Genomic DNA, 25830 nt, shown 5'->3' with positions numbered 1-25830 from the left:
ACTGGGGGCGCTTCTCGTACAAAGATAGCTGTTAATTTAATGCGTAGGCAATAACATAATCACCCCGATCAGGTGACTGACGCGCTCCACCTGCTGAGATCAAGATATACTGCTTACCGGTTTTCGGTGAGACATAGCTGATTGGGCCACCTTGACTACCAACTGGTAGTCGAGCTTTCCAAACTTCCTTACCCGTTGAACTATCAAATGCCCGTAAGTAGTAGTCTTGAGTTCCCGCAATAAAGACCAAACCACCTTGTGTGGCGAGACTACCACCTAAGGAAGGCATGCCGATTGGCATTTTCATGCCCATCTTGATCCCCATTGGTCCAGTATCCTGAACGGTACCCAGTGGAACCTGCCACAAAATTTTCTGTGTGGTCATATCGATAGCAGAGAGGGTACCAAATGGCGGTGCTTGGCAAGGGATACCCAATGGCGACATAAAGCGATTTTTATTCACCGAATAGGGCGCGCCTTTCATCGGTACCGCACCCATTCCGGTATTAACCGCCTCGCCGCCGGTATTTGCTGCCGTCGATGCGTTAGGATCCGCCTTGATCAGCTGCTGCCATAAGCCTAAGCGCATATCATTAACGAAGATCAGATGGTTATTCGGATCCGTTGAGAGGCTACCCCAGTTCATCCCACCGAGAGAGCCGGGAAAACTTAATGACTTATCCGTACCTGGAGCGGTGTAAAGCCCCTCGTAACGCATCGATTTAAAGTTAACGCGACAAATCAGCTGGTCGAACGGCGTGGCGCCCCACATGTCAGATTCTTTCAGCGTCTGGGCACCAATCTGCGGCATACCCACTGAACGTGGTTGGGTATCACTATACTGTTCGCCTGGAATGTTGCCGCGTTTCACTTTCACATTTTCGACTTTAGTTAATGGTTGACCCGTCAGGCGGTCTAATACATAAATCTGCCCGGCTTTCGTACCGACTACCACCGCAGGACGATTTTCACCCTTTGGTGTTTTGAAATCGATTAAGCTTGGTTGCATAGGGATATCAAAGTCCCAAAGATCGTTATGGACCGTTTGATATACCCACTTCTCTTTACCGGTATTGGCATCGACCGCCAGTATTGAGGCACCGTATTTATGGTCTAACGGCGTACGATTAGCACCCCAAATATCGACAGAAGAACTTCCCATCGGCATGAACACGGTATTGGACTGCGGATCATAGGACATTGGCGCCCAAGAGTTCGGGGTACTGCGAACATAGTGCTGTCCCGGTTGCAGTGTTGCATTAGGATTTGGGTTACCAGGGTCGAAAGCCCAGCGTAATGCACCCGTCAACACATCAAAGCCACGTAGCACACCGCCAGGCATATCAGTACTGACATTATCAGAAATACGCCCGCCGACGACCACAGTCGTCCCAGCAAGGGTCGGCGCGGAGGTCAGTACATATTGTGGATCAGGGGCATTGCCCATACCGGTTAATAAATTAACCGTTCCGTGATCGCCAAAACCTTCACAAAACTGACCATTGTCAGCGTTCAAGGCAATTAAACGTCCGTCAATGGTATTCATCAGAATACGACGGGGACAGTTTGCAATATCAGCGGTGTTTACAGCCAGGGGCTGGCTGCTACCTGGAAGCTCAGGGTGTGGGAGGGATTTTGTCGCATCAAAATAGGCTAACCCACGACAGCGCATCCAAACCGAAGATTTTGCATTGATTTCAGCTTTCCATAGCGCCTTACCACTGTCAGCATCCACCGCGATAACGTTATTATGTGGAGTACACAGAAATATCTTGTCGCCAACTTGCAACGGTGTTTGTTGGTCTTCAGCACCATTACCGTCTGGGCTAAGAGGAATATCGCCCGTATGGAAGGTCCAAACCGGTTTTAAGTGTTGGACATTATCACGAGTTATCTGGTCTGCCGCGACGAATCGGCTTCCGCCCGGCGTGTTACCATAATTATCCCAATTGGTTAACGGCGCTTGTTTTGAGACTGGCACTAATGGCTTAGGCTCGCCTTGGAACGCAACAGGATCGTGAGGTTGAAACATAGCGGCAAACGCCGCCACGAAACCGACTGTTGTCACTAAGGCTAACACGTAACTACCGATACTGACGCCGCGTGTTGTTTGGGGGCGACGCAGTGAAGGTAACAACAAAAAGGCAACAATTGCCAAGCCAGCAGGGAACATCAGGCGTGAGATCAATGGCCAGAACACGAGGCCCACTTCCATCAGTGCCCACACTAACGTACCCAATGCGAACAGAAGGTAAAGCACCGCACCTGACGCTTTCAAACGAAAGAGTTGAAAGCTACTCACTAACAAGACGATGCCTGAAATTAAGAAGTACCCACTACCGCCTAAACTCAATAATTTCCCGCCCTCGATGATAAAGAAGAGAGCGGTTAATAACAGTATTAGGCCAAATAAGCGGGCAGTAATCTTTAGCCATAACGGCTTTAAAGAAGTATTTCCCATGGAATTTTCCTGCCAAAAAGATATAAAGAGCCGTTATAATACTGTTACGTGCAATAACATCAATGCTTCATTAAAATAACTTTCCTTCAGTTTCCTTATTAAAGGTTTTACTTTCCTGTAAACAAGGTGCGAAGAAAAGTTTCCCGCTCCACGCTCCTCGTAACGTTAGAGCCATGACCAATATCCATATTCCGCTTAAAAGGATAAGTAGTACTATCGCTAGGGCTGAAAAAAATAGAAATGTGGTTAACTGAGCGAGCTTGAAGGTTGCTAAGGTAAATACCCCCAATGGAAAAGTGTAACCCCACCAACCTAAATTAAAGGGAATTCCCTGCCTCAGGTAATGGCAAGTGACACCCAGAGCTAACAGCAACCACCATGCCCCAAATCCCCATAAAAGAATTCCCATTATCCAGCCAAACCCTGTCATAACGTGGCTAAAAGGCTCAAAAATTGGATTACTGGCGAGTAACCTGCTCTGCTGGCTCAGTAAAAACATCCCCAATGACCCCGTTCCTATAGGTCCTAGGGCTAGCCAAGTAGTGGCTGATAAGGCAACTGGAGGAAGTTTATGGAGCGCCATACGTAAAAGTAAAATAGCGAGTAGGGATAAGGCGACTGGCACAGAAAACGCCCACAACACCATACTGAAAATAACCATCATCTGTTGTTGTGCCGGGTCGGTTACATAGGGAGCAATAATCCAGCCACTGGCTGCGGCAACTTCTGCCGCAACGACGGGGAGTAACCATAAACCTGTCATCGACGAAAGTTGATGGGATTGTCGTGTGAACATAAACAGAGGTAATCCAACACCGCAGGCTATGGCGAGAAACGCATCGACGCGCCATAACTGATAAGCAATATCGACCGCGGCGTTCCCTAAGATGGGAAGACCGAAACTGATAAAGCCATTAATAATGGTTGCTAGTCCCATAGGAATGGTGCCGAGAAACATCGACATTTGAGGATGACTAAATATTTTAGTCGCTTCTTGCGGAAAGAGTATCCAACGACTCACATACAGCAGCGTAAATAGGGTAAAGAAGCCAATATTAATTACCCAGAGTGTGCGAGCGAGAGTCAATATAAGGCTATCCGGTGAGGCAACTTGTGCAAGGATTAAGCCGAGTACACCGGTCCCCATGGTCACTGCAAACCAATTTGGCGTAAAAAAGCGCACCACCTCTTGAAACGAAGTCAAATGGGTTAACGGCTTGTTCAAATTTTTTATTATCTGCGACATAAGCTCCTCCTGTAGAGAGGAACTGTAAATCATCTATTAAAACTTTTAAAACGGGTAAATATTGATATACCTACCCAATAAAGTGGTAAGTGGAGTGAACGCCAACATTATTTGAGAGGTTGAAGAAAGCTTACTCCTTTAGCGGGGCCAACGTTTTTGCCAGTTCCAACCAAGCTATCGCCGCGGGAGGAAGTTGCGTACCCTTACGCCAAGCTAGGGCTATACGCCAGTCAGTATGCGGTTCATTGAGAGGTACTAATGAGATACCGGGATGACGGTGCTTAGTAGCCAGCATCCTCGGTAAAAATGCAACCCCCAATCCCGCTGTCACCAGATCGACGATAAAATCGATTTGCCCACTTCGAGCCGTTATCCGAGGACTCACCTTTCGCCGTTCACAAGCGGCCAATATTAATTGGTTCAGGGTGAACCCCTCTTCAAACAGAATAAAGGGCTCAGCGTGTAAATCCTTAAAATTGAGTTGGTGATAGCCTGCTAAGGGGTGATCTGCCTGTAAGACCACAACGAGAGGCTCATTTCGCACGTCTTGATAGGCAATGGCATCGTTTTTCGATACCAGCAATGCGGCGATATCTATCGCTCCGGCCTCTAGAAACTCACGTAATCTATTGCCGCCATGTTCAATTAATTCAATATCCACTTGCGGGTAACGACGTCGATACTCTGTAAACATCTTAGCAAATAACACCCCACAGCCCACTGGCGGCAAGCCTATACGGAGCGTGCCCCCCTTAAGTTCCTGTAACGCATCGATCTCTGCGAGGAGGTGATTTTTCTCGGTAAGGAGGACGAGCGCGCGTCGATAAACGATTTCTCCTGCAGCCGTTAATTCCGTTTTATGGCCAATACGGTTCAGCAAAGGAACACCCACTTCAACTTCTAGCGCTTTCACCGCTTTGCTGACCGACGATTGGGTCAACGACACGACATCTGCGGCTTGGGTAAAGCCTCCTTGACGGACAACTTCGACAAAAACGCGTAACGTTCTAAGGTTCATAGCTATTCTTTTTTTGACTTATTTTCAGTTGAAAAAGTTGTTTTTATCATAATCAAAAATACCTTATTTTAGCTTATACGCAAGCCGGCCCTTATAGGGTTGAGTTGAATAGAGCCAATATAGGAATGATAACTATGATTATCTCATCCGCATCAGATTACCGGGAAGCCGCACGACGTAAGTTGCCTAGATTCTTGTTTGATTACATCGATGGCGGCGCCTATACCGAGCATACTTTGCGTGCCAACAGCGCGGATTTAGCGACGATTAGTTTACGCCAACGTATTTTACGAAATGTTGAAAACCTTAGCCTTCAAACGACACTCTTCGGCCAGCAACTCGACCTTCCCGTCATTCTTAGCCCTGTCGGGTTAACGGGCATGTATGCGCGTCGAGGTGAGGTGCAAGCTGCAAACGCCGCGGCAGCCAAAGGGATTCCTTTCTGTTTATCAACCGTCTCAGTGTGCTCAATTGAAGAGGTCGCTGCCCAAAGCGCACAACCGCTCTGGTTTCAACTGTATGTACTCAAAGATCGTGGATTTATGCGCAACGCGCTGGAGCGAGCACAGGCTGCGGGGATTACCACACTTGTTTTCACCGTTGATATGCCAACGCCAGGCGCTCGCTATCGAGATGCGCATTCAGGCATGTCTGGCCCCTTTGCAGCTTCGCGCCGAATTTTACAAGCCTGTACGCGGCCGGACTGGGCATTGAATGTGGGCCTGCGGGGACGCCCTCACGACTTGGGTAACATATCAAGATACTTAGGTAAAGCCACGACACTGGAAGATTACGTTGGCTGGCTAGGGAATAATTTCGATCCATCAATTAGTTGGAAAGATCTCGAATGGATTCGGGAGTTTTGGAAAGGGCCGATGATTATCAAAGGCATACTCGACCCGCAAGATGCTCAAGATGCCGTTAACTTTGGGGCGGATGGCATCGTGGTATCGAACCATGGGGGTCGGCAACTCGATGGTGTTTTATCGACGGCGAAAGCGTTACCGACCATTGCCGATAAAATCGGTGATGACCTCACTGTGTTAGTCGATTCAGGCATTCGTTCCGGACTGGATGTTGTGCGTATGCTGGCATTAGGGGCTAAGGCCTGCCTAATAGGACGCCCAATGGCCTATGCCCTCGCGGCAGACGGCCAACGCGGTGTTAAAAATTTATTGGAGATATTCTCCCAGGAGATGCGCGTTGCGATGACCCTTACGGGTGTGACGTCGATCGATCAGATTGATCGCAGCGCCTTAGTGCTACCTGAGTAAGTGATGCCTATCATGGTACAGTGAAGATAATGAATCGCTAATCAGCGGCTTCGACCTGATTATTATCGTCTGTACCATGACAACTTCAGTTTCTGGGCCAGGGGGATAAACAGCTCCACGTAAGCGTTGGACTGCTGTTAGCGACCTGCACTCTTCGCTAACGCCTGTGCGCAGGCCCACGCTGAACTCCACGCCCATTGGAAGTTATAGCCTCCCAGCCAGCCGGTGACGTCTACCACTTCACCAATAAAATAAAGGCCCGGCACATCTCGAGCTTCGAAGGTTTGCGAGGATAAATGCTGCGTATCAACGCCACCTAAAGTCACCTCGGCGGTACGGTAGCCTTCGGTACCATTAGGGTAAACCGTCCAGGCTGTAAGGTGTTCGACCACTTGCTGTTGTTGACGAGCATTCAGTTGCTTTAGTGTCACTTCAGGTAACAGAGAAAGTTCGACTAAACTGTCCACTAATCGCTTCGGTAATAAACGGGCTAAACTGTTCTTCAATAAAAGGTTTGGATGTTCTCTGCGCTGAGCCTCAATAAAATGGTTAACATCAGTATCAGGCACAAGATTGATAGTAACCGCTTGCCCCGGGCGCCAGTAACTGGAAATTTGAAGCACTGCAGGTCCCGATAGTCCACGATGGGTAAATAACATCGATTCTTTAAAGCGAGTACCGTCCGCCGCATCAACGGTAATAGGGACAGCAACACCCGAAATTTGTTGTAACGTATCCAGTATTGGCTTGTGCAAGGTAAAAGGTACTAATGCGGCACTGACGGGTCGAACCGCTAAGCCGAACTGCTCCGCCACTTTATAGCCAAAGGGCGTTGCGCCTAAACCTGGCATCGAAAGCCCGCCTGAAGCAATAACAAGTTTGCGAGTGCTTACATTAGATCCATTCAGTGTTAAGTGGTATTCACCTGAGTCATCTCTCTGCAGGTCGAGAATTTCGCTGCGAAGACGCAGAGTGACCTTGCCTAACTCGCATTCAGCCAGCAATAACTCCACAATCTGCTGGGCTGAGTCGTCACAAAATAATTGGCCTAAGGTTTTTTCGTGCCAATTAATATTGTATTTACCGACTAGGTCAATGAAATCCCATTGTGTATAGCGAGCAAGTGCTGACTTACAAAAGTGAGGATTAGCGGAAAGATAGGCTGCGGGCTCAATGTATAAGTTAGTAAAGTTGCAGCGTCCGCCACCGGACATCAATATCTTGCGGCCGACTTTCTTACCGTTATCCACCACCAAGACCTTTAGCCCTAATTGCCCCGCTTGCGCGGCACAGAATAACCCTGCAGCCCCTGCACCAATCACTACTACATCAAATTTATCCACACTACCCCCCTCTAAAAGGCCAGATTGTAGTGACCAGACAGGCTGGTGGCTAGTCAGAAAAAAAAAACTTAAACAATTATTAAATAACCTACTCTTTTTTATAAGAAAATTGATAGATCGTTAAATGAAAATAGCGGGTTAAGGTAAAAAAGTGTGATATTTTGCTTTCCTGCAAGGACCTAACTCGCCGATAATGCCTAGGGTATGTCCCTTAAAATGGCGTAACATTATGTTCCATCTGTTTACCGGTCTTGATTTAAGTACCAGTCTATTCTTAGTTCTGGCACTTCTGTTTGTTCTGTTTTACGAAGCAATCAATGGCTTCCATGATACGGCGAATGCGGTTGCTACCGTTATTTACACCCGTGCCATGCGTGCGCAACTAGCTGTAATGATGGCTGGTTTATTCAATTTCCTCGGCGTTTTACTCGGCGGGTTAAGTGTTGCCTATGCAATAGTGCACATACTGCCAACCGATCTGCTGCTGAACGTTGGCTCCTCCCATGGGCTAGCAATGATATTCTCGATATTGCTTGCGGCAATAATCTGGAATTTAGGGACTTGGTATTTTGGTTTACCTGCATCAAGCTCGCATACGTTAATCGGTGCCATTATTGGTATTGCGGTAACGAACGCCTTGGTGACGGGTGGTTCGCTAGTCGAAGCGCTCAACCTACCGAAAGTAATCAATATTTTTCTCTCATTGATTCTATCGCCAATCGTCGGGATGGTGATTGCAGGCTTTCTTATCTTCCTACTTCGTAAGTATTGGAGTGGTACTAAGAAGCGCCGCCGTAACCATATGACACCCGCTCAACGCGAGAAAAAAGATGGTAAGAAAAAACCACCTTTTTGGACACGTATAGCCTTAATCGTTTCCGCAATTGGCGTGAGCTATTCACACGGTGCGAACGACGGCCAGAAAGGTATCGGGCTAGTGATGTTAGTACTGATTGGTGTCGCGCCTGCGGGATTTGTAGTGAATATGAATGCCTCAGGGTATGACATCACACGAACCCGTGATGCGGTGAACCACCTTGAGCAATACTATCAGCAACATAACCCACAAGTTTCCACGCTGATTGCTCCACCGACTACTAAAAGTACGGCGATTGATCCTAATGAGCCCTTCCACTGTAGTAGTGAGAATGGTTTAGCGACTGTCCATCATGCACAAGATTTACTAAACAATCTGTCAAGCTACGACCAGTTGAGCGTCGAAAACCGCTCTCAAGTCCGCCGCTTATTGTTATGTATGTCTGATACGGCCGATAAGATTGCTAAATTACCGGAAACCTCTTCTGACGATAAGCGTTTCTTAGGTAACTTGAAAAGCGACCTCAACGGTACCATCGAGTATGCTCCCATTTGGATTATTTTAGCGGTAGCACTGGCTCTGTCCTTAGGGACGATGGTCGGTTGGCGTCGTGTCGCCACAACTATCGGTGAGAAAATTGGTAAGAATGGTATGACCTACGCGCAAGGTATGTCAGCCCAGATTACTGCTGCCGTATCGATTGGTATTGCGAGTTACACAGGCATGCCCGTGTCGACCACACATATCCTCTCGTCTTCCGTAGCGGGGACCATGATTGTTGATGGCGGCGGCGTACAGTCGAAAACGATTCGTAGTATCGCGTTAGCCTGGGTATTGACCCTGCCGGTCTCCATCCTACTTTCGGGTGCACTGTACTGGATAGCCCTGCAACTGCTTTAAGACAATTAAGACACAGGTCATTGATCTGTGTCTTACTTTTCCCTCTGATCCACTGCTCTCCTCGCCAAGTCAGGCTATACTTCTCTTAAGTTTATTCAATGGTTTCGTCATGACAGTTCTTGCGCTTAACGCTATGATTGTCTCTTCACAGAAACATCAATATGAGCGAACCGCTGTGTCGTGACTATTGCGCCAATAAGGAGTTTATCATGTCATATCATCATGTTTTGGTGGCCGTCGATCTCTCACCAGAAAGCGAAGAATTAGTCCAGAAAGCGGTTTCGTTAGCGAAACCTTATAACGCCAAAGTCTCGATAATTCATGTAGATGTCAACTATTCCGATCTTTATACCGGTCTGATTGATGTGAACTTAGGCGATATGCAAAAACGTATTTCTCAGGAGACTTCGCAAGCCTTGACGACCCTTGCTAACCAAGCGGGTTATCCTTTCAGCGAGATTCTGAGTGGTACAGGCGAGTTAGCGCAAGTCTTGATCGACGCCATTAATAAATACGATATCGATTTAGTCATTTGTGGCCATCACCAAGACTTCTGGAGTAAATTGATGTCTTCAGCCCGACAACTGATTAATAACGTTCATGTCGACATGTTGATCGTACCATTCCGTGACGAAGAATAATCGGTAATGGTCTCCCGATCGTATTGCTCAAGATCGGGAGCGTTTCTTAAGGGGTTTCTGGATTAAGCGAAGGGTAAATATCAAAGCGATGACTTTTCGTGACAACGGCGGAACTGGTCGCTACGCCATTAAGCGGTGGCGCGTAATCTGGACGCTTCACCACAATTCGGCGCTTAGCTAATACCCTAGCGGGCTCTAATAGACTGTCAGCATCTTCATCTGGACCAACCAAAGATTGAAAGATTCTCATCTCTTTTTTGACTAAAGCACTCTTCTGACGATGGGGATACATCGGGTCAAGGTAGACGACGTCTGGACGCGGACATAAGGTACTGAGTTGCTGTACGCTTGGACCATAGATGAGGGTCAATCGTTGCTGCAACCATTCGCCAATTTCAGGGTCTTTATATCCCCGTTGTAATCCATCTTCAAGTAGTGCCGCCACCACAGGATGTCTTTCAATCATACGTACTCGGCAACCTAAGGATGCTAATACGAAAGCATCCCTGCCTAGGCCAGCCGTCGCATCAACAACATCGGGGAGATAGGTACCTTTAATACCTACTGCTTTTGCTACCGCTTCACCACGTCCCCCGCCAAATTTACGGCGATGTGCCATTGCTCCAGAGACAAAGTCAACGAAAATGCCACCGAGCTTAGGCTCATCGCGTTTACGCAGTTCTAATTGCTGATCGGTTAATACCAGCGCGAGTGGCGCATTTTCATCGTGAACTAGGCGCCATCGATCGGCGATAACAGTTAAGGCACCCGATTGGGTGCCTGTTTCATCAAGTAAGTAAATATTCACTTACTAGCCTTCGATACCGTATTGCTTAAGCATGGCGTCGATTTGCGGCTCACGTCCACGGAATCGCTTAAACAATGCCATGGGTGCCTCAGAGCCGCCACGGCTTAAGACGTTATCCAAGAAGGATTGTCCGGTTTCGCGGTTAAAAATCCCTTCTTCTTCAAAACGTGACCAAGCATCGGCAGCCAGTACATCAGCCCAGAGGTAGCTGTAGTAGCCCGCCGCATAACCGCCAGCGAAAATATGACTGAAGGCGTGTGGGAAGCGTCCCCATGCTGGAGAAGGCATTACCGCAACTTTCTGCTTCACATCATGCAGGATATCAAGGACTCGCGCCCCTTTCTCCGGTTGATATTCGGCATGTAAACGGAAGTCGAAGAGACCGAACTCAAGCTGACGGAGAATAAACATCGCGGCATTATAATTTTTTGCTGCCAACATTTTTTCCAGTAAAGCCTGAGGTAGAGGCTCACCTGTCTCGTAGTGACCGGAGATAAAGGCAAGCGCCTCCGGCTCCCAGCACCAGTTTTCCATAAATTGACTCGGGAGTTCGACAGCATCCCATGGCACGCCATTGATCCCCGAAACGCCAGCCGTATCGATCTGCGTTAACATGTGGTGAAGGCCATGACCGAACTCATGGAACAGCGTCACCACTTCGTCATGCGTGAAGAGTGCTGGCTTATTGCCAACAGGACGGTTGAAGTTACAAGTGAGGTAAGCCACCGGTTTTTGTAGTGAGCCATCGGCTTTTTTCATACGCCCAACACAGTCATCCATCCAAGCCCCACCACGCTTATGTTCACGTGCGTAAAGATCAAGATAGAAGCTCCCCACCAGCTGATCGTCACCATCAAACAGATCAAAGAAGCGTACTTCAGGATGCCATACATCGACATCGTGACGTTCTGCTGCACGTAGACCATAGACTCGACGGATAACCTCGAACAGGCCGCTTAACGCGCGCTGCTCAGGGAAGTAAGGACGTAATTGCTCATCACTGATGGTATAAAGATGTTGTTTCTGCTTTTCGGCATACCACGTGATATCCCAAGGCTGTAAGTCGCTCACCCCGTAATGCTGTTGAGCAAACTCGCGTAATTGAGCTAGCTCGCGCTGGCCTTGTGGTTGAGCGCGATCAGCAAGGTCATTAAGGAATCCAATGACTTGCTCCGTTGATTCTGCCATTTTGGTGGCTAAGGATTTTTCTGCGAAGGAACCAAAACCCAGTAACTGAGCAATTTCATGACGTAATGCCAGTTCTTCTTCAATAAGTGGGCCATTATCCCATTTCCCGGCATTTGGTCCCTGGTCAGAGGCACGGGTGCTATAGGCACGATACATTTCTTCACGTAATGCTTGGTTGTCGCAGTAAGTCATTACCGGTAAGTAGCTTGGAATATCCAAGGTTAATAACCAGCCTTGCTGCTGTTTGGCTTCAGCTTGCGCCTGCGCAGCGGCGAGAGCGCTTTCTGGCATACCGGCCAGTTCGCTCTCCTCTGTAATCAGTTTGCTCCAGCCCATCGTCGCGTCTAACACGTTATTGCTGTATGCCGCACCAATTTCGGACAGACGCGCAGAGATTTCACCATAACGTTTCTGTTTATCGCTCGGTAAACCAATCCCTGATAGCTCAAAGTCGCGTAGAGCGTTGTCTACCGCTTTCTGCTCCGCTAAGGATAACGCAGTAAACTCAGGGCTGTCCTTTAAGCTACGGTAGGCTTGATATAACCCAGCATGTTGCCCAACCCAAGTACCATACTCTGATAAGAGGGGGAGTACACCTTCATAGGCTTCACGTAACTCGGGGCTGTTTTTGACCGAATTAAGATGGCTAACAGGTGAAAAAATACGTCCCAAGCGGTCATCGGCTTCCGCTAAAGGCTGACAAAGATTTTGCCATGTGTAGGGTCCAGGCTGGCCGACCACTCGTTCGACGGTTGTACGGCATTCGTCTAGCGCCGCCGTGACTGCTGGCACAACATGCTCGGGTTTGATCGCTGAGAAAGGTGGCAAGCTGAAAGGGGTGAGTAGTGGATTTGTCATAGCACCGTCCTATAAAGGGTTAAGTTGAACGCTGAGCGTATTTTTAAGATATGGGGATGAATAGAAAAATATCAATTACCCCACCATCGATCCGGCGTAATGCTACTGCCACGGGGCGCAATTTGTTATACTCATCCTTCATAGACAGCTGTATCTGTCTCGTTTTTGTCGTGTTCTGTTATAAAGGAAATCACATGCTGAGCTATCGCCACAGCTTCCACGCGGGTAACCATGCCGACGTTTTAAAGCACACCGTGCAGAGCCTTATTATTTCGGCATTAAAAGAGAAGGATAAGCCTTTTCTTTATTTGGATACCCATGCAGGGGCCGGCCGTTATCTTCTTAATAGCGAACAAGCTGAGCGGACAGGCGAATATATGGAAGGTATCGCCCGTATTTGGCAACAAAGTAATCCCCCTGCTGAACTCGCCCCCTATCTGCAAGCAGTACGTGATCTAAATCCTTCCGGACAACTCAAATATTATCCAGGATCGCCGTTGATCGCTCGTCACTTATTACGTGAGCAGGATCAATTACAACTGACAGAGCTGCACCCGAGTGACTATCCGTTGCTGCGTGGTGAGTTCCAAAAAGATCTTCGTGCCGTTGTCGCTCGAGGCGATGGATATCAACAATTAAAAGCCAAGCTGCCGCCTCCCTCTCGTCGTGGTCTGATCCTTATCGATCCCCCTTACGAGATCAAAACAGACTATCAGGCAGTAGTACAAGGGATCGCAGAAGGCTATAAGCGTTTCTCCACCGGTGTTTATGCTTTGTGGTATCCGGTTGTATTACGCCAGCAGATCAAACGAATGATTACCGACCTGAAAGATACCGGCATCCGTCGGATCCTGCAGATTGAACTTGCGGTCAAGCCAGATAGTGACCAACGCGGCATGACAGCCTCCGGTATGATAGTGATCAATCCACCCTGGAAGTTGGAACAACAAATGCGTTCAGTGCTGCCATGGTTACATGAGCAACTTGTCCCGCAAGGAACTGGGCATACTTTAGTCGAGTGGATTGTTCCAGAATAATGATCAGCGAGCGCTATGTTATATATAGCGCTCTTATATTCCTGATCGGCCTTAACCAAGAGTATTTTCCCTTCGGATAGTAAAATACTCTGAAAACAATCCTTACTCTGTTCAAGAAATAACAATTCATCACGTCTTTATTTACTTTCCAGCGTTCAAGAAATAAGTAGCGAAATTTTTATCAGTTGTGCCCAAAATCTTTTTACTGATTTTTATCATAGAAAGAACCCTTGCCTATTTCCTTTTTTAAAAATTGGTGATGGGTGGGATTAACGTTCTAAGAGTGATTAAGATTTGTTATTATAGGATTTACTTACGCATTCAATTATTTTCAAATGCAGCATTATGTGAAATAAAGTAAGCATGCTAATAATTCATCGTAATAGTAAATTTATAAATTACTCAATTTTTGAGAGTTACAGTGAAAGTTAAAGTTATTTCTTTAAGAGAAAAAAACGAAAAAAGAAGAGAGAATATCAAGCAGCAGATGAGCCGCATTGAAGTAGATTTCTCTTTTTTTGATGCCATAACCCCCTCCGAAAACGATACTACTAGTAGGGAGTTAGGGATTCATTTTGGCGAGAGTAGAATGAATGATTTGGAAAAATCGTGCATGCTTAGTCATTTAAAAATCATCGCCGATTTTGCCAACAGTGATTCTGGATCTGACCAGATTGCTATTTTTGAAGATGATGTTCACATAAGTGATAACCTATCCATTTTTATAAAAAATACTAGCTGGATACCGGTAGATGCAGGCATAGTAAAGTTAGAAAAATTTAAAAAATACTATTACGATTTTTTATTCACAAACAAAAAATATTTTAAATCACATATAATATTCCCTTTAAAAACTATAAATCCAGGTGCTGCTGGCTATATAATAACCAAGAATTGTGCTATATCTTTAATGAATAGCATAAAAAATAGAGCCGATCTTGTGCCTGTTGATCATGAGCTATTTAGACTTTATCTAAATTCATTTGGTGTCACTTATCAAATAGAACCGGCATTATGTATACAAGATACGGTACTTAACGCTAAAGATTCAATTTCGTATCCAAGTGTGGTTAATTCACAAAAATATACTAAAAACTACAAAGTGAAAAAAACCATTGCAGAAAAAATAAAGTCTTCTTTAAAAAGAATATCACCAAGCTATTTATATAAAAAAATCCCAATAAACCGAAAAAAATCGACGATGTCGAAGTAAATCTTTTGCCACTACAACAGCCATATCCAGTAAGAAGAGTGTACTTCTCCGTGATGAGTATATAAGTCACGGGGAACGCCGTAAGGATTGTAACAGTTGAAAAGAATGATAATTTAGCGTTCCCATAGAGTACATCTCTAATATGGCAACCGAATTTCCATCAAAAGCTCATATCACCCAATATTGCTATCAATATTGATACGATACGAGCTAACCGTCTGTTAAAGATTAACGACCATAAAGTCGTAAGCGAGTTCGGTATTCGCAAATGTTGCTCGGCATTCTGCCAGTAGCCGCGGCATATCTTGCTGGCGATAACGAGAGCTAAAATGTGTTGCGATCAATTTACTTACTCGTGCCTGCTCCGCAATCGATGCCGCTTGCGCCGTCGTGGAATGTCCCCTGCTATTCGCTTTTTCTGCCATCGATGCTTCAAGTGTGGCTTCGTGCACTAAAATATCCGCGTGTTGAGCCAAAATAATTGCATTATCACAGGGTGCCGTATCACCGAGAATAGTCACGACCTTCCCTTTTTTACTCGGCCCAAGATAATGTTCTGCGATAATTTCACGCCCATCGGCTAGACAAATATTCTTTCCTTTTTTCAATTGCTGCAACCAAGCCCCCGCAGGAATCTCATCGTCCTTTAGCCGCTGCTGATCCAACTTCCCGGGGCGATCTCGCTGCTCGACACGGTAGCCAAAACAGGGAATAACATGGTTCAACGGCTGGGCAATAACCCGTAACTCGTCGCTCTCTACAACGATACCTGGCTCCACTTCAATAATCTCTAAAGGAAAATCCACCCACGACCCACTAATCATCAGTGCCGTATCAATAAAGGTTTTCAAACCTTTCGGACCATAGATAGTGAGAGGTGTGGCGATGCTGCTCATCGAGCGACTGGTCAAGATACCGGGAAGACCGAAAATATGATCACCATGAAGGTGAGTAATAAAAATTTTTTCTAATCGGCCCGGCTTTAGGTCGGTCCGCATAAACTGGTGCTGTGTCGCTTCACCGCAATCAAATAACCAAGTCTCCCCCTTAGGCGAGAAGCTGAGTGCTATACTGGTGACATTACGTTGTAGACTGGGTGCGCCGGCACAGGTACCAAGAAAAGTTAAATACATCGCTGCATCCCATTAGGTTTAATTGCATGATCTAAGCCTATCACAGCTATAGAAGCAAACTTTGCATAGTTTTTCTGCCGCAGGTTACACTGTACTGAGAAATTTATTCATATATCGACCTCAACTAAGATGGAAGGAACGATGACGAAACATTATGACTATCTCGCAATTGGTGGCGGGAGCGGCGGTATCGCCTCGATCAATCGCGCAGCGATGCACGGTAAAAAATGTGCCTTGGTAGAAGCTAAAGCGTTAGGCGGCACCTGTGTTAACGTAGGCTGTGTCCCTAAAAAAGTCATGTGGCATGCCGCACAAATCGCCGAAGCGATTCATATGTACGGCCCAGATTACGGCTTCGATACCACAGTGAATAAGTTTGATTGGAAAACGTTGATCAAAAATCGCTCAGCGTATATCGATCGTATTCACACCTCTTACGATAACGTGTTGGGGAAAAATAATGTCGACGTCATCCGTGGGTTTGCAACCTTTGTCGACGCCCATACTGTGGAAGTGAATGGTGAAACCTACACGGCTGACCATATTTTGATTGCCACAGGAGGTCATCCTGTCCTACCAAGCATCCCAGGGGCTGAATACGGGATTGATTCCGATGGTTTCTTTGAGTTAGATGAGCTACCTGCCCGTGTTGCGGTGATAGGGGCAGGTTATATCGCTGTAGAGGTGGCTGGCGTACTGAACTCATTGGGTGCAGAAACTGACCTCTTCTTACGTAAAGATAAGCCGTTACGAGGCTTTGACCCACTACTTTCCGATACCCTGGTTGAGGTGATGGAAAAAGAGGGGCCACACTTGCATAAAGAGTGTGAAGCCGAGCGTATTGAGAAGAACAGCGATGGCAGCTTAACCATCCATTTCACCAACGGTAAAGAACATAATACCGATTGCCTGATTTGGGCTATTGGCCGTGCGCCATCTACCGATAGCATTAATCTTTCAGTGACGGGTGTTGAACTGAACGATAAAGGTTACATTACTGTCGATAAGTTCCAGAACACCTCTGTTCCGGGCATTTATGCAGTCGGTGATAACACTGGTGCAGTGGAATTAACGCCTGTCGCAGTGGCTGCTGGACGCCGCCTCTCTGAACGTTTATTCAACAATAAGCCCGACGAGCATCTAGACTACTCTAATATCGCGACCGTCGTGTTTAGCCATCCACCGATTGGTACTGTTGGACTTAGCGAGCCAGATGCGCGTAAACAATTCGGCGATGAGCAAGTGAAGGTTTATACCTCTTCATTTACCGCGATGTACACGGCAGTCACGCAATACCGCCAACCTTGCCGGATGAAGTTAGTCTGCGTCGGTAAAGAAGAAAAAATCGTCGGTATCCACGGGATCGGCTACGGCATGGATGAGATGCTACAGGGCTTCGCTGTGGCATTGAAGATGGGTGCTACTAAGTGTGACTTCGATAATACGGTGGCGATTCACCCGACTTCTGCGGAAGAATTTGTGACCATGCGTTAAGTCACTTGAACGAAAAAAACCACCTTAGGGTGGTTTTTTTATCGCTATGACGCCAAGGTTCATGACTCAGCGTCGAACTTATCATTTCCCTTGGGGATCGCTTTCACCGAGGAAAAAGTACCAGAGCGGGATCGACATCAACCCAGTAAAGACACTGGTATAGATGATGATCATCATTCCTTGCATGGCATACATCCCCCCTGACCACTCGTTAAAGGAAAGGTGATATTCGTCAATCACGCCACCAATGATGGCCCGCGACATCACTATACAGGTCAGTAACCAAATAACGATAACCCCACGGATGAAATTACGCTTCTTTTTACGCTGTTGAGACTGCTCTGCCGTCCGTTGAGACGACTCACTTATCGGTGTATGTTGCATGATTAACGCCCTCTTCCAGCGATAAATATCGATCAAAATAAAGCAAACAAGGCTTACCCCAAGTACAGGTAAGGCATAACTGATTAACGCAGCGAAGACGAGCACGAGACTGCGCGTGATAATCGGACAGTTTCGCCACGCTTCGCTCAGTGTCTGTGCCGGTGAGTGCTTGGCCGGTTGAGGCCGGCGTCGCCACCATTGACGGTAACCCATAATTATCAACGCGCAGAGTCCAAGTGCGAACAGGGCAAGTATCAGCTGATTTACCCAGCCAAAAAGAAGCCCCATGTGTGCATCAACTCCCCAACGGGTTAATTTTGCCAGAAGTGGGTAATCGCTAAACTCGACGTGGTCAATAACGCTAAGGGTTTTCGGATCCAACGCGACGGCATCGACCTGAACTGGCCAACGATGGTCGATTTCGGTGACCGTCCAAGTATGGTCGCTATCCTTAGGTGGACGAATTTCAATTTTCGCGGCATGTATCCCACTTTGCCTTGCCTCGACTAATGCCCGGTCCCAGTCGCTATCCGCCACATTATAGGCAGGTGCGGGCGTTGGCATAGGTTGGCTCATATCCATTCCAGGCATACTGCCCATATCCATAGCCTGATGTTCAGCATGCGCATTTTTCGGTGCAGGATCCGTGACGCCTCCCACAACGGCGGTAACTTGCGGGGTTAACCATCCAAAGGCATGTCGCAATTGATTAACATTGTTCCCCGCCCACTGTGACCAGGTTATCCCTGTTGCGGAAAGAAATAACATTCCTAACAATAATATCCCCCCCAACCGACGGTGCCAGCGCTGGCTGAAACTTTTCTTGCCTGTGCTTTGGGTAGACTGTCGACGTGCCCCAATCCATAGGATGATGCCTCCCACTGCAGCAATCCACATCCATGAGGCGGCAAGTTCACTGTAAGCACGTCCGACATTCCCTAATAACAGGCTTTGATGGAGATGATCCAATGTGGTTCTAAACGGCAATATCCCTGATGTCCCGTAGACAATATAGTCGCCTGTTACGGTAAGGCGGTAAGGATCAATGAAGATCGCTCGGGTTTCCGAAGGACCCAGACCAGCTTGAGAAAATTGAACGCGAGTAGTATCCGTCTTGCTCGGCGCAGGACGCACCGCTGCAAGCGTGGCGGGTTGATGAAGCGCACGCTTCGCCGCGGCAACTTGTGCGGAGAGAGGCTGAACCGCCCCTTGAGGAACCACGTTAAGTGTCGAGGCATATAACTGACTCTCCACACTTGGGGTCACGACATAAAGCATCCCCGTCAGGGATGCAATAAAAATAAAAGGTCCAATAAATAGACCAACATAAAAATGTAGACGACGTAGCAGTAACATTAATGCGTTATTGCTGTTCGACGTCGCTTTAACAGACTGAGTCATAGCGCTCTCACGGTTCAAGAAAAAAGTCAACGCACTGTATTCAGTGCACTAATGATTTAATTCAGGACCCGCGGCGGCCCCCTCGACAACTGAGGTGGATAACAAGGCGTTAAGACAATGGTGCGATAAGGTAGCTGAGGCGGCGTTAGCGCTAGAGCGCTTAGCAGCCAAAGGATAGCCGCAGCAATCCAGGCGAAGAAGGGGAAATGGACCAGTAATTCACAATAACCACAGACCATGCCTGACGCGGGTAGAGAGGTGTGATCGCTTTTATCCGCTGACATGTTGTGTGACATCATCGCGTCCGACATCTGCGACATATCCCCCATTCCCGTCATATCCTCACTGCAGCGTGGTTCTGTGTGCATGGTGTGGGAAGCATGATAGAGATAAAGTGATTGCGAGATTAATGGCGCGATGAACAACAGTAAAATCGACAGCACGGCAAGTACTGCTGCAAGTCGATATTTTACGGGTGTCAGGAACATATGCGCGGTCTATTTTATTAAGCCTTGGGGCGAGAGTATAAACTGCCCCAAGGTATAGGCGTTAATGATTAGTGTGCTGCTTTGTCATAACGAGAGAGTTTATCTAAATAACCCATCACAAATGCAGAGAAAACAAAAGTGACATGTAGCACGACATACCAAAGAATCTTCGTATTATCGATAGTGCGGACTTCCATAAAAACCCGCAGAAGATGAATGGACGAGATAGCGACGATTGATGCAGCGACCTTATTTTTCAACGAGCCCGCATCCATTTTACCTAACCAACTCAGTTTTTCTTTACTCTCATCAATATCAAGCCGGGAGATGAAGTTTTCATACCCAGACAACATCACCATGATGAGTAGCCCGCCCACCAGCGACATATCAATCAGGGAAAGTAATAATAAAATGAGGTCATTTTCACTTACCGTAAATAGCTCAGGGAGAACGTGAATGACTTCTTGGAAAAATTTCACCGTCAGGGCCAGTAGCCCAAGGGATAGGCCGAAATAGACAGGCGCTAAAATCCAGCGGGTGGCATACATTAAATTTTCTACAAAGCGTTCCATAATATTCCGAGGATGAAAAGACGTGTGGGCCATTATAGCAAAGCACGCGTTCAAACTGACCCACTAATCTTTATCAATTACTCATCAACCCCCACAAATCCGCCGGTCTGGCGTTGCCATAAACGGGCATAGATGCCTTGCTGCGCCAATAATTGTTGATGAGTGCCCTGTTCGGCAATTTTTCCTTGGTGTAATACGATAAGACGATCCATACGCGCGATAGTGGAGAGGCGGTGTGCAATAGCGATAACAGTTTTACCGCTCATTAGCGATTCTAAGCTTTCCTGTATTGCTGCTTCGACCTCAGAATCTAACGCTGAGGTCGCTTCGTCCATAATCAAGATCGGCGCATTTTTTAATAGCACGCGGGCAATTGCAATCCGCTGACGCTGTCCACCGGATAATTTAACGCCTCGCTCTCCGACTTGCGCATTCAGACCGACGCGCCCTTCGTTATCGGAAAGCTGGGGGATAAATTCGTCGGCGCGCGCGCCAATAATTGCCGTGGCAAGCTCTTCCTCAGTCGCTTCAGGACGACCATATAACAGGTTATCCCGGATAGAGCGATGAAGCAGCGACGTATCTTGGGTGATCATCCCAATTTGACTGCGTAAACTATCTTGAGTGACCTGCGCAATATCTTGATGGTCAATACTGATTTTGCCCTGATCAACGTCGTACATTCGCAATAATAGGTTCACCAAGGTCGACTTACCGGCTCCTGACGAACCGATTAAGCCAATTTTTTCGCCCGGGTGGATGGTTAACCTAAGGTCATCGATAATGGTCCGTTCTTTCGAGTAACCAAAACGCACATGATCGAAGACGATTTCGCCTTGTGTGACATGCAGCTGCTTCGCCTGCGGTATATCTTGCACGCTAAGGGGTTGAGAGACGGTTTTCATTCCATCTTGAACAGTGCCGATATTATCGAAAATACCATTCACCACCCACATGATCCATCCAGACATGTTAACCAAGCGGATGACTAGCCCTGTCGCTAAAGCAATAGCTCCGACGGAGATCAATGATTGACTCCATAGCCACAACGCCAGACCAGTCGTTGTCACAATCAAGGCGCCATTCATAGTAGAAAGCGTAACGTCCATCGCCGTAATCATTCTGCCGGCTAACTGCGTTTTTTCTGTTTGATCTTGGAGAGTCTCTTTGGCGTTTTGCTCTTCCAGTGCGCTGTGTGCGAAAAGTTTTAAGGTAGCAATATTGGTATAACCATCAACAATGAACCCCATTAATTTGGAACGTGCCTCCGAAGAGACCACTGAACGTTGTTTGACGCGTGGAACGAAATAACGCAATGCTGCGACGTACACCACCATCCAAACAATTAATGGGATCATTAATTTCCAATCGGTTTCGGCAAAGAGCACCAGAGAAGTCACTGCATAGATTAAGACATGCCAAATAGCGTCGACCAGCTGTACCGCAGAATCCCGGACGGAGTTACCCGTTTGCATAATACGCTGTGCAATACGTCCAGCAAAATCGCCTTGGAAAAAGGATAAACTTTGGCGTAAGACATAGCGATGATTTTGCCAGCGGATCATGCTGGTCATACGTGGGTTAATGGTTTGATGAATAAGCAAATCATGCAACCAAATCATTACCGGGCGGATCACTAATGCGACCGCCCCCATCCACAAGAGAATCGGCCAATGCTCGCGGAAGATCGTTGCTGGCTGGCTATGATTCACAAGGTCGATGATGGTGCTTAAGTAGCTGAAGAGTGCGACTTCAATCAGTGCACCCAGAAAACCGACCACAAGTAACCCAGCAAAACAGGGCCATACTTGCCGTAAATAGAAAAGGTAGAAGGCGCCAATCGTTCTAGGCGGCTCGGCCTTTGGGGCCTCGCGGAAAATATCAATCAATCGTTCAAAACGCTCAGAAATCATAACTATATCGACTCTATGCAGTGCATGAATGGATAAGTCTACTGTAAAATCTGCTGAACTTCCGCTTTCTGCAACGATTATCCGGCTAATTTGCTACACAGAAAGCAGTGAGCGTAAAAGAGAAGACCCCGTAGAATCGGTCACAACGGTATAGCCCGATAGGGTGAAATTCAGTTAATGATCACCGGTACCGTTATTTCTTGCCAAGAGGTTTTATCAAAAGTTCGACCATAGATTAGCGTTAAATTAGCGGTACCCGCTTGTTGAGCTAGGAAGGTGAAGGTTTGCTTACCTGGGCAACCTACCGCACCTTTAGGGCAGTCCTTATTTTGCTGATAATCGCTCGATACAAACATTAATTCCTGAGGAAGCCTGCTAATCATCCACTGGTAACCTGTCGTCGGGTTACTCTCAACGGAAAATTGAATAAGTTTGCCCTTAGCGCCTTCAATTTTAGGGTGGGTCTGTGCGGCAAATAGGGGTAATGATAAAAGCATCATGGCACCGGTAAACAGACTAGTCATTACTTTCATATTGATATATATCCTTGAGCCCGAGCCGCTTTAGTTAAGTAAACCGAGGTGTTCAACCAAAATCGAAGTACCAATGCCGATGAGCACAATACCGCCTAAAATTTCTGCCCATTTACCCAAGACTGGCCCAATAAATCGCCCGATTAACATACCGGTAGTTGCCATAACGGTTGTACTAATCCCAATGGTCAACGCAGTCAGCACAATATTTACTTGCAGAAAAGCGAGCCCAACGCCAACAGCGAGTGCATCTAAACTTGTCGCTACGGCTGTTAAGGCGAGTACCATAAATCCGTGACGTTCTGGGGCACTGATATTTTCGTCATTACGATGGCGCAATCCACCTATAACCATACGACCACCGAGAACGGTGAGTAATACAAAGGCGATCCAGTGGTCCCAAGCCATCACATATTTACTTGCAGCAATACCGAGGGCCCACCCCAGTAAGGGCGTCAATGTTTCAATCACACCGAAAATCAGTCCTGTACGGAGGGCTTCTCTAAAGGTCACCTGTTTAAGTACAGCGCCTTTACCTAAGGCTGCGGCAAAAGCGTCCATCGACATGCCTAAGGCAAGAATAAGTGTGGTCAGTATATTCATAGTAATCTGAGTAGCTTTACAAAGTAACAGTCATTTTCCCTAATCGGGAAATCATTATGCAGAGGAGTCTACCATGCAAAGGGGGAAATAAAAAAGCAATAAAATCATAGAGTTAAGTATAGCAAAGGCTATAACTTTTACCCTAATACATAAACGAGGCGCAAGCTGTGGATATTCTTGGTAAAATTAGTTTCGACTTTATGATTAGCTAGAATCACGCTCAGCGTGAAGAAAACATGAGTGCCTTATGAAAAACCCACTTGAAACCCTCTTCATCCCTGCAGGAATTTTACTACTCGGCTTTTTGTCGGCACTGTTGCTGCCCGCGCCGACGTTTGGCATTGGTTTGGCCAAATCAATGATGCAATGGTTCCATCTCATGGACCTGAATCAGCTTTATACTATCGTTTTCGCTCTATGGTTTCTCTTTCTAGGAACGTTGGAATATTTACTTATCCGATTTATCTGGCGGCGTTTTATCTCCAACGCTTCTTGATCAATTAGTGGTAATTTTAACACTTAATTAACCACTATGTGACATAAATCACATTATCGATTGCTGTATGATTATGTTGATGATTATCATTAGCTTATAGAATAAAAATTTGAATATTAGCAATATAGTTAATAGTCACCTTAAACTCGCTAATAATAGTAGAATTAAATAATAATCTATTGATTTTTTTATTAAAAAAATAGACCCAATTATGATTTTTAAGCTATTTGAATTGTATTTTTTTTTCAAAAAATACTTTAAATCCGATGTTTAAATTAAAGCGGGAAATGTTATATTTATCGGTATCTTACCGAGAGCTTCATTTACTGTCACCACGCTGTAAGCGGATCGGCGTCTTACAGAAGAGGATATTGCCTCATGTCGAAATCACCACTACATCTACCACTCTCTATGAGTGCGAGCCACGCTATGACTGCTAATGTACCCGAATCTTCTCCCCTCGATATGTTATTGATCGGTGCGGGAATTATGAGCGCAACCTTAGGTACTTTATTGCAAGAAGTTGAACCGACTTGGCGTCTTGAGATGGTTGAACGCCTACCTGGCGTTGCAGAAGAGTCTTCAAATGGTTGGAATAATGCTGGGACCGGCCACTCGGCGCTCGCGGAGTTGAATTATACGCCGCAACGTGCAGATGGTTCGATTGATATCTCTAAGGCGATTTCGATTAACGAGGCCTTTATGGTTTCTCGTCAGTTTTGGGCTTCATTGGTAGAGCAGGGTCGGTTGGGTAAACCGAGCAGTTTTATCAATACTACGCCACATATGAGCTTTGTGTGGGGAGATGATAACGTCAATTTCCTAAGAAAGCGCGCCGAGAGTTTACGTAACAGTTGCTTATTCCGCGGAATGACCTTTTCTGACAAAGCGGAAACGATCCAACAGTGGGCACCCCTGATTATGAAAGGGCGTCGACCAGGAGAGAAAGTGGCTGCGACCCACTCCCCTTTCGGGACTGATGTGAATTTCGGTGAACTTACTAAACAGCTCATTGAGAGCTTAAGCCAACGCGATAATTTCACCTTATCACTTCGTCAAGAAGTGCGGACGATTACGCGTCTAGAGAATGGCTTGTGGCAAGTCACGTTGCATAACCTGATGAATAACACCTCGCGTACCCTGACCGCAAAACATATCTTCATTGGCGCCGGCGGTGGCGCACTTCCCCTTCTCCAAAAAACTGGGATTGAAGAAGCGAAAAAGTTTGCGGGTTTCCCCGTAGGGGGCTCCTTCTTAGTGACTGAAAACCAAGAATTAGTCCAACAGCACTTAGCTAAAGTTTACGGTAAGGCCAGTGTTGGAGCGCCGCCAATGTCGGTTCCTCATGTCGACACACGCGTCCTCGATGGTAAACAAGTGCTCCTGTTTGGGCCATTTGCTACCTTTTCGACTAAATTCCTTAAACAGGGCTCTTTACTCGATATGTTTGGCTCGATGACGCCAAATAATATCATTCCAATGATGCAAGTCGGGGCGCGTAATTTCAGCTTAGTGAAATATCTTATCGGGCAAGTCTTACTCACCGATAAAGATCGCCTCGATGCACTACGTGAATATGTCCCTCACGCTAAAGCGGAAGATTGGCGATTAGTTGTTGCCGGTCAGCGTGTACAAGTGATTGAAAATGATGGAAGCAAAGGTGGTACCTTAAAACTGGGCACCGAAATTATTACCTCTCAGGATGGAACGATTTCAGCACTCTTGGGGGCGTCGCCGGGTGCGTCAACCGCTGCACAAGCAATGCTCGAGGTGATGGGTAGGATCTTTAAGGATGAAATTGCTTCAGAAAGCTGGCAACAGAAGATTAAGCAATTAATCCCCTATTGGAAAACCGCGCTTAACGATGATGAACAAGCGACTGAGCAGGTATTAAAACATACTAGTGAAGTCTTAGAACTCGATTATCCAACGCCAGAGAGTGAGCAAACCGCGTTAACACTTAGCCCACTCCCTGTTACTGAGAGTGAACCTCTCTCCGTATAATAGTA

The 25830-nt window shown here is 46.7% G+C and carries 21 protein-coding genes; 8 read left to right on the top strand and 13 right to left on the bottom strand.

Translation table 11 applies throughout. The annotated features are described in order from the left end of the window. Positions 1-31 precede the first annotated feature (31 nt). The 3 genes from QJR74_RS00915 to QJR74_RS00905 all read right to left on the bottom strand — a co-directional run bounded on the left by QJR74_RS00915 (position 32) and on the right by QJR74_RS00905 (position 4725). Positions 32-2461: a glucose/quinate/shikimate family membrane-bound PQQ-dependent dehydrogenase gene (locus QJR74_RS00915; RefSeq protein ID WP_304372762.1), complete on the bottom strand. Its 2430-nt coding sequence runs from the start codon at positions 2459-2461 to the stop codon at positions 32-34. A gap of 70 nt (positions 2462-2531) precedes the next feature. Then, complete coding sequence (locus QJR74_RS00910) at positions 2532-3707, bottom strand: TDT family transporter (RefSeq protein ID WP_304372761.1); 1176 nt, start codon at positions 3705-3707, stop codon at positions 2532-2534. Between the two features lie 130 nt (positions 3708-3837). After that, positions 3838-4725, bottom strand: coding sequence for a LysR family transcriptional regulator (locus tag QJR74_RS00905; RefSeq protein ID WP_304372760.1), 888 nt, complete (start codon positions 4723-4725; stop codon positions 3838-3840). Between the two features lie 134 nt (positions 4726-4859). On the opposite strand from QJR74_RS00905, the gene lldD reads away from it, so the two are divergent. Next, on the top strand, positions 4860-5999 hold the full coding sequence (gene lldD, locus QJR74_RS00900; protein ID WP_304372759.1) for an FMN-dependent L-lactate dehydrogenase LldD: 1140 nt from the start codon (positions 4860-4862) through the stop codon (positions 5997-5999). Between the two features lie 137 nt (positions 6000-6136). Here lldD and QJR74_RS00895 read toward each other — a convergent pair whose 3' ends face one another. Further along, the gene (locus tag QJR74_RS00895; protein ID WP_304372758.1) at positions 6137-7342 is read right to left on the bottom strand and encodes an NAD(P)/FAD-dependent oxidoreductase; all 1206 of its coding nucleotides are present in this window, start codon (positions 7340-7342) and stop codon (positions 6137-6139) included. 229 nt (positions 7343-7571) lie between these two features. Here QJR74_RS00895 and pitA point away from each other — a divergent pair, with 229 nt between their 5' ends. Together pitA and uspA are read left to right on the top strand one after the other, a co-directional pair. Beyond that, entirely contained in the window at positions 7572-9059 is a 1488-nt protein-coding gene (gene pitA, locus QJR74_RS00890) for an inorganic phosphate transporter PitA (RefSeq protein ID WP_304372757.1), read from the top strand. 209 nt (positions 9060-9268) lie between these two features. After that, positions 9269-9700 (top strand): universal stress protein UspA, encoded by a 432-nt coding sequence (gene uspA, locus QJR74_RS00885; RefSeq protein ID WP_071432661.1) that lies wholly within the window; start codon positions 9269-9271, stop codon positions 9698-9700. Positions 9701-9746: 46 nt separating this feature from the next. Here the strand turns inward: uspA and rsmJ are convergent, their stop codons facing one another. Next, complete coding sequence (rsmJ, locus tag QJR74_RS00880; protein ID WP_304372756.1) at positions 9747-10508, bottom strand: 16S rRNA (guanine(1516)-N(2))-methyltransferase RsmJ; 762 nt, start codon at positions 10506-10508, stop codon at positions 9747-9749. Between the two features lie 3 nt (positions 10509-10511). Further along, positions 10512-12554, bottom strand: a complete 2043-nt coding sequence (gene prlC, locus QJR74_RS00875; RefSeq protein ID WP_304372755.1) for an oligopeptidase A — start codon at positions 12552-12554, stop codon at positions 10512-10514. A 194-nt stretch (positions 12555-12748) separates the two neighbouring features. On the opposite strand from prlC, the gene QJR74_RS00870 reads away from it, so the two are divergent. Together QJR74_RS00870 and QJR74_RS00865 are read left to right on the top strand one after the other, a co-directional pair. Further along, on the top strand, positions 12749-13591 hold the full coding sequence (locus QJR74_RS00870; RefSeq protein ID WP_304372754.1) for a 23S rRNA (adenine(2030)-N(6))-methyltransferase RlmJ: 843 nt from the start codon (positions 12749-12751) through the stop codon (positions 13589-13591). A 421-nt stretch (positions 13592-14012) separates the two neighbouring features. Beyond that, complete coding sequence (locus QJR74_RS00865; RefSeq protein ID WP_304372753.1) at positions 14013-14804, top strand: glycosyltransferase family 25 protein; 792 nt, start codon at positions 14013-14015, stop codon at positions 14802-14804. Between the two features lie 221 nt (positions 14805-15025). On the opposite strand, the gene rnz is transcribed toward QJR74_RS00865, so the two are convergent. Then, positions 15026-15937 carry a ribonuclease Z gene (gene rnz / locus QJR74_RS00860; RefSeq protein ID WP_304372752.1) on the bottom strand — a complete coding sequence of 304 codons (912 nt, stop codon included), beginning with the start codon at positions 15935-15937 and terminating at the stop codon, positions 15026-15028. A 141-nt stretch (positions 15938-16078) separates the two neighbouring features. On the opposite strand from rnz, the gene gorA reads away from it, so the two are divergent. Continuing rightward, a complete protein-coding gene (gene gorA / locus QJR74_RS00855) occupies positions 16079-17431 on the top strand; it encodes a glutathione-disulfide reductase (RefSeq protein ID WP_304372751.1) in 1353 nt (450 codons plus the stop codon). An 81-nt stretch (positions 17432-17512) separates the two neighbouring features. On the opposite strand, the gene QJR74_RS00850 is transcribed toward gorA, so the two are convergent. From QJR74_RS00850 to mntP, 6 genes are all read right to left on the bottom strand, one after another. Then, positions 17513-19216, bottom strand: coding sequence for a DUF2534 family protein (locus tag QJR74_RS00850; protein ID WP_304372750.1), 1704 nt, complete (start codon positions 19214-19216; stop codon positions 17513-17515). A gap of 56 nt (positions 19217-19272) precedes the next feature. Next, positions 19273-19704: a DUF2946 domain-containing protein gene (locus tag QJR74_RS00845; RefSeq protein ID WP_304372749.1), complete on the bottom strand. Its 432-nt coding sequence runs from the start codon at positions 19702-19704 to the stop codon at positions 19273-19275. Between the two features lie 68 nt (positions 19705-19772). Next, on the bottom strand, positions 19773-20276 hold the full coding sequence (locus tag QJR74_RS00840; protein ID WP_304372748.1) for a TIGR00645 family protein: 504 nt from the start codon (positions 20274-20276) through the stop codon (positions 19773-19775). A gap of 77 nt (positions 20277-20353) precedes the next feature. Next, positions 20354-22189, bottom strand: coding sequence for an ABC transporter ATP-binding protein (locus QJR74_RS00835; RefSeq protein WP_304372747.1), 1836 nt, complete (start codon positions 22187-22189; stop codon positions 20354-20356). Positions 22190-22359: 170 nt separating this feature from the next. Continuing rightward, positions 22360-22722 (bottom strand): protease inhibitor I42 family protein, encoded by a 363-nt coding sequence (locus tag QJR74_RS00830; protein WP_304372746.1) that lies wholly within the window; start codon positions 22720-22722, stop codon positions 22360-22362. A gap of 30 nt (positions 22723-22752) precedes the next feature. Next, the gene (gene mntP / locus QJR74_RS00825; RefSeq protein WP_304372745.1) at positions 22753-23325 is read right to left on the bottom strand and encodes a manganese efflux pump MntP; all 573 of its coding nucleotides are present in this window, start codon (positions 23323-23325) and stop codon (positions 22753-22755) included. 247 nt (positions 23326-23572) lie between these two features. Here mntP and QJR74_RS00820 point away from each other — a divergent pair, with 247 nt between their 5' ends. Together QJR74_RS00820 and mqo are read left to right on the top strand one after the other, a co-directional pair. Then, positions 23573-23821 (top strand): DUF1158 family protein, encoded by a 249-nt coding sequence (locus QJR74_RS00820; protein ID WP_304372744.1) that lies wholly within the window; start codon positions 23573-23575, stop codon positions 23819-23821. Between the two features lie 378 nt (positions 23822-24199). Further along, positions 24200-25825, top strand: coding sequence for a malate dehydrogenase (quinone) (gene mqo / locus QJR74_RS00815; protein WP_441007620.1), 1626 nt, complete (start codon positions 24200-24202; stop codon positions 25823-25825). Positions 25826-25830: the final 5 nt, after the last annotated feature.

Source organism: Tatumella ptyseos, assembly GCF_030552895.1.
GTDB classification, from domain to species: Bacteria; Pseudomonadota; Gammaproteobacteria; order Enterobacterales; family Enterobacteriaceae; genus Rosenbergiella; species Rosenbergiella ptyseos_A.
Note: the sequence above shows the minus strand (reverse complement) of the source record. Positions and strands in the feature narration are given on the sequence as shown.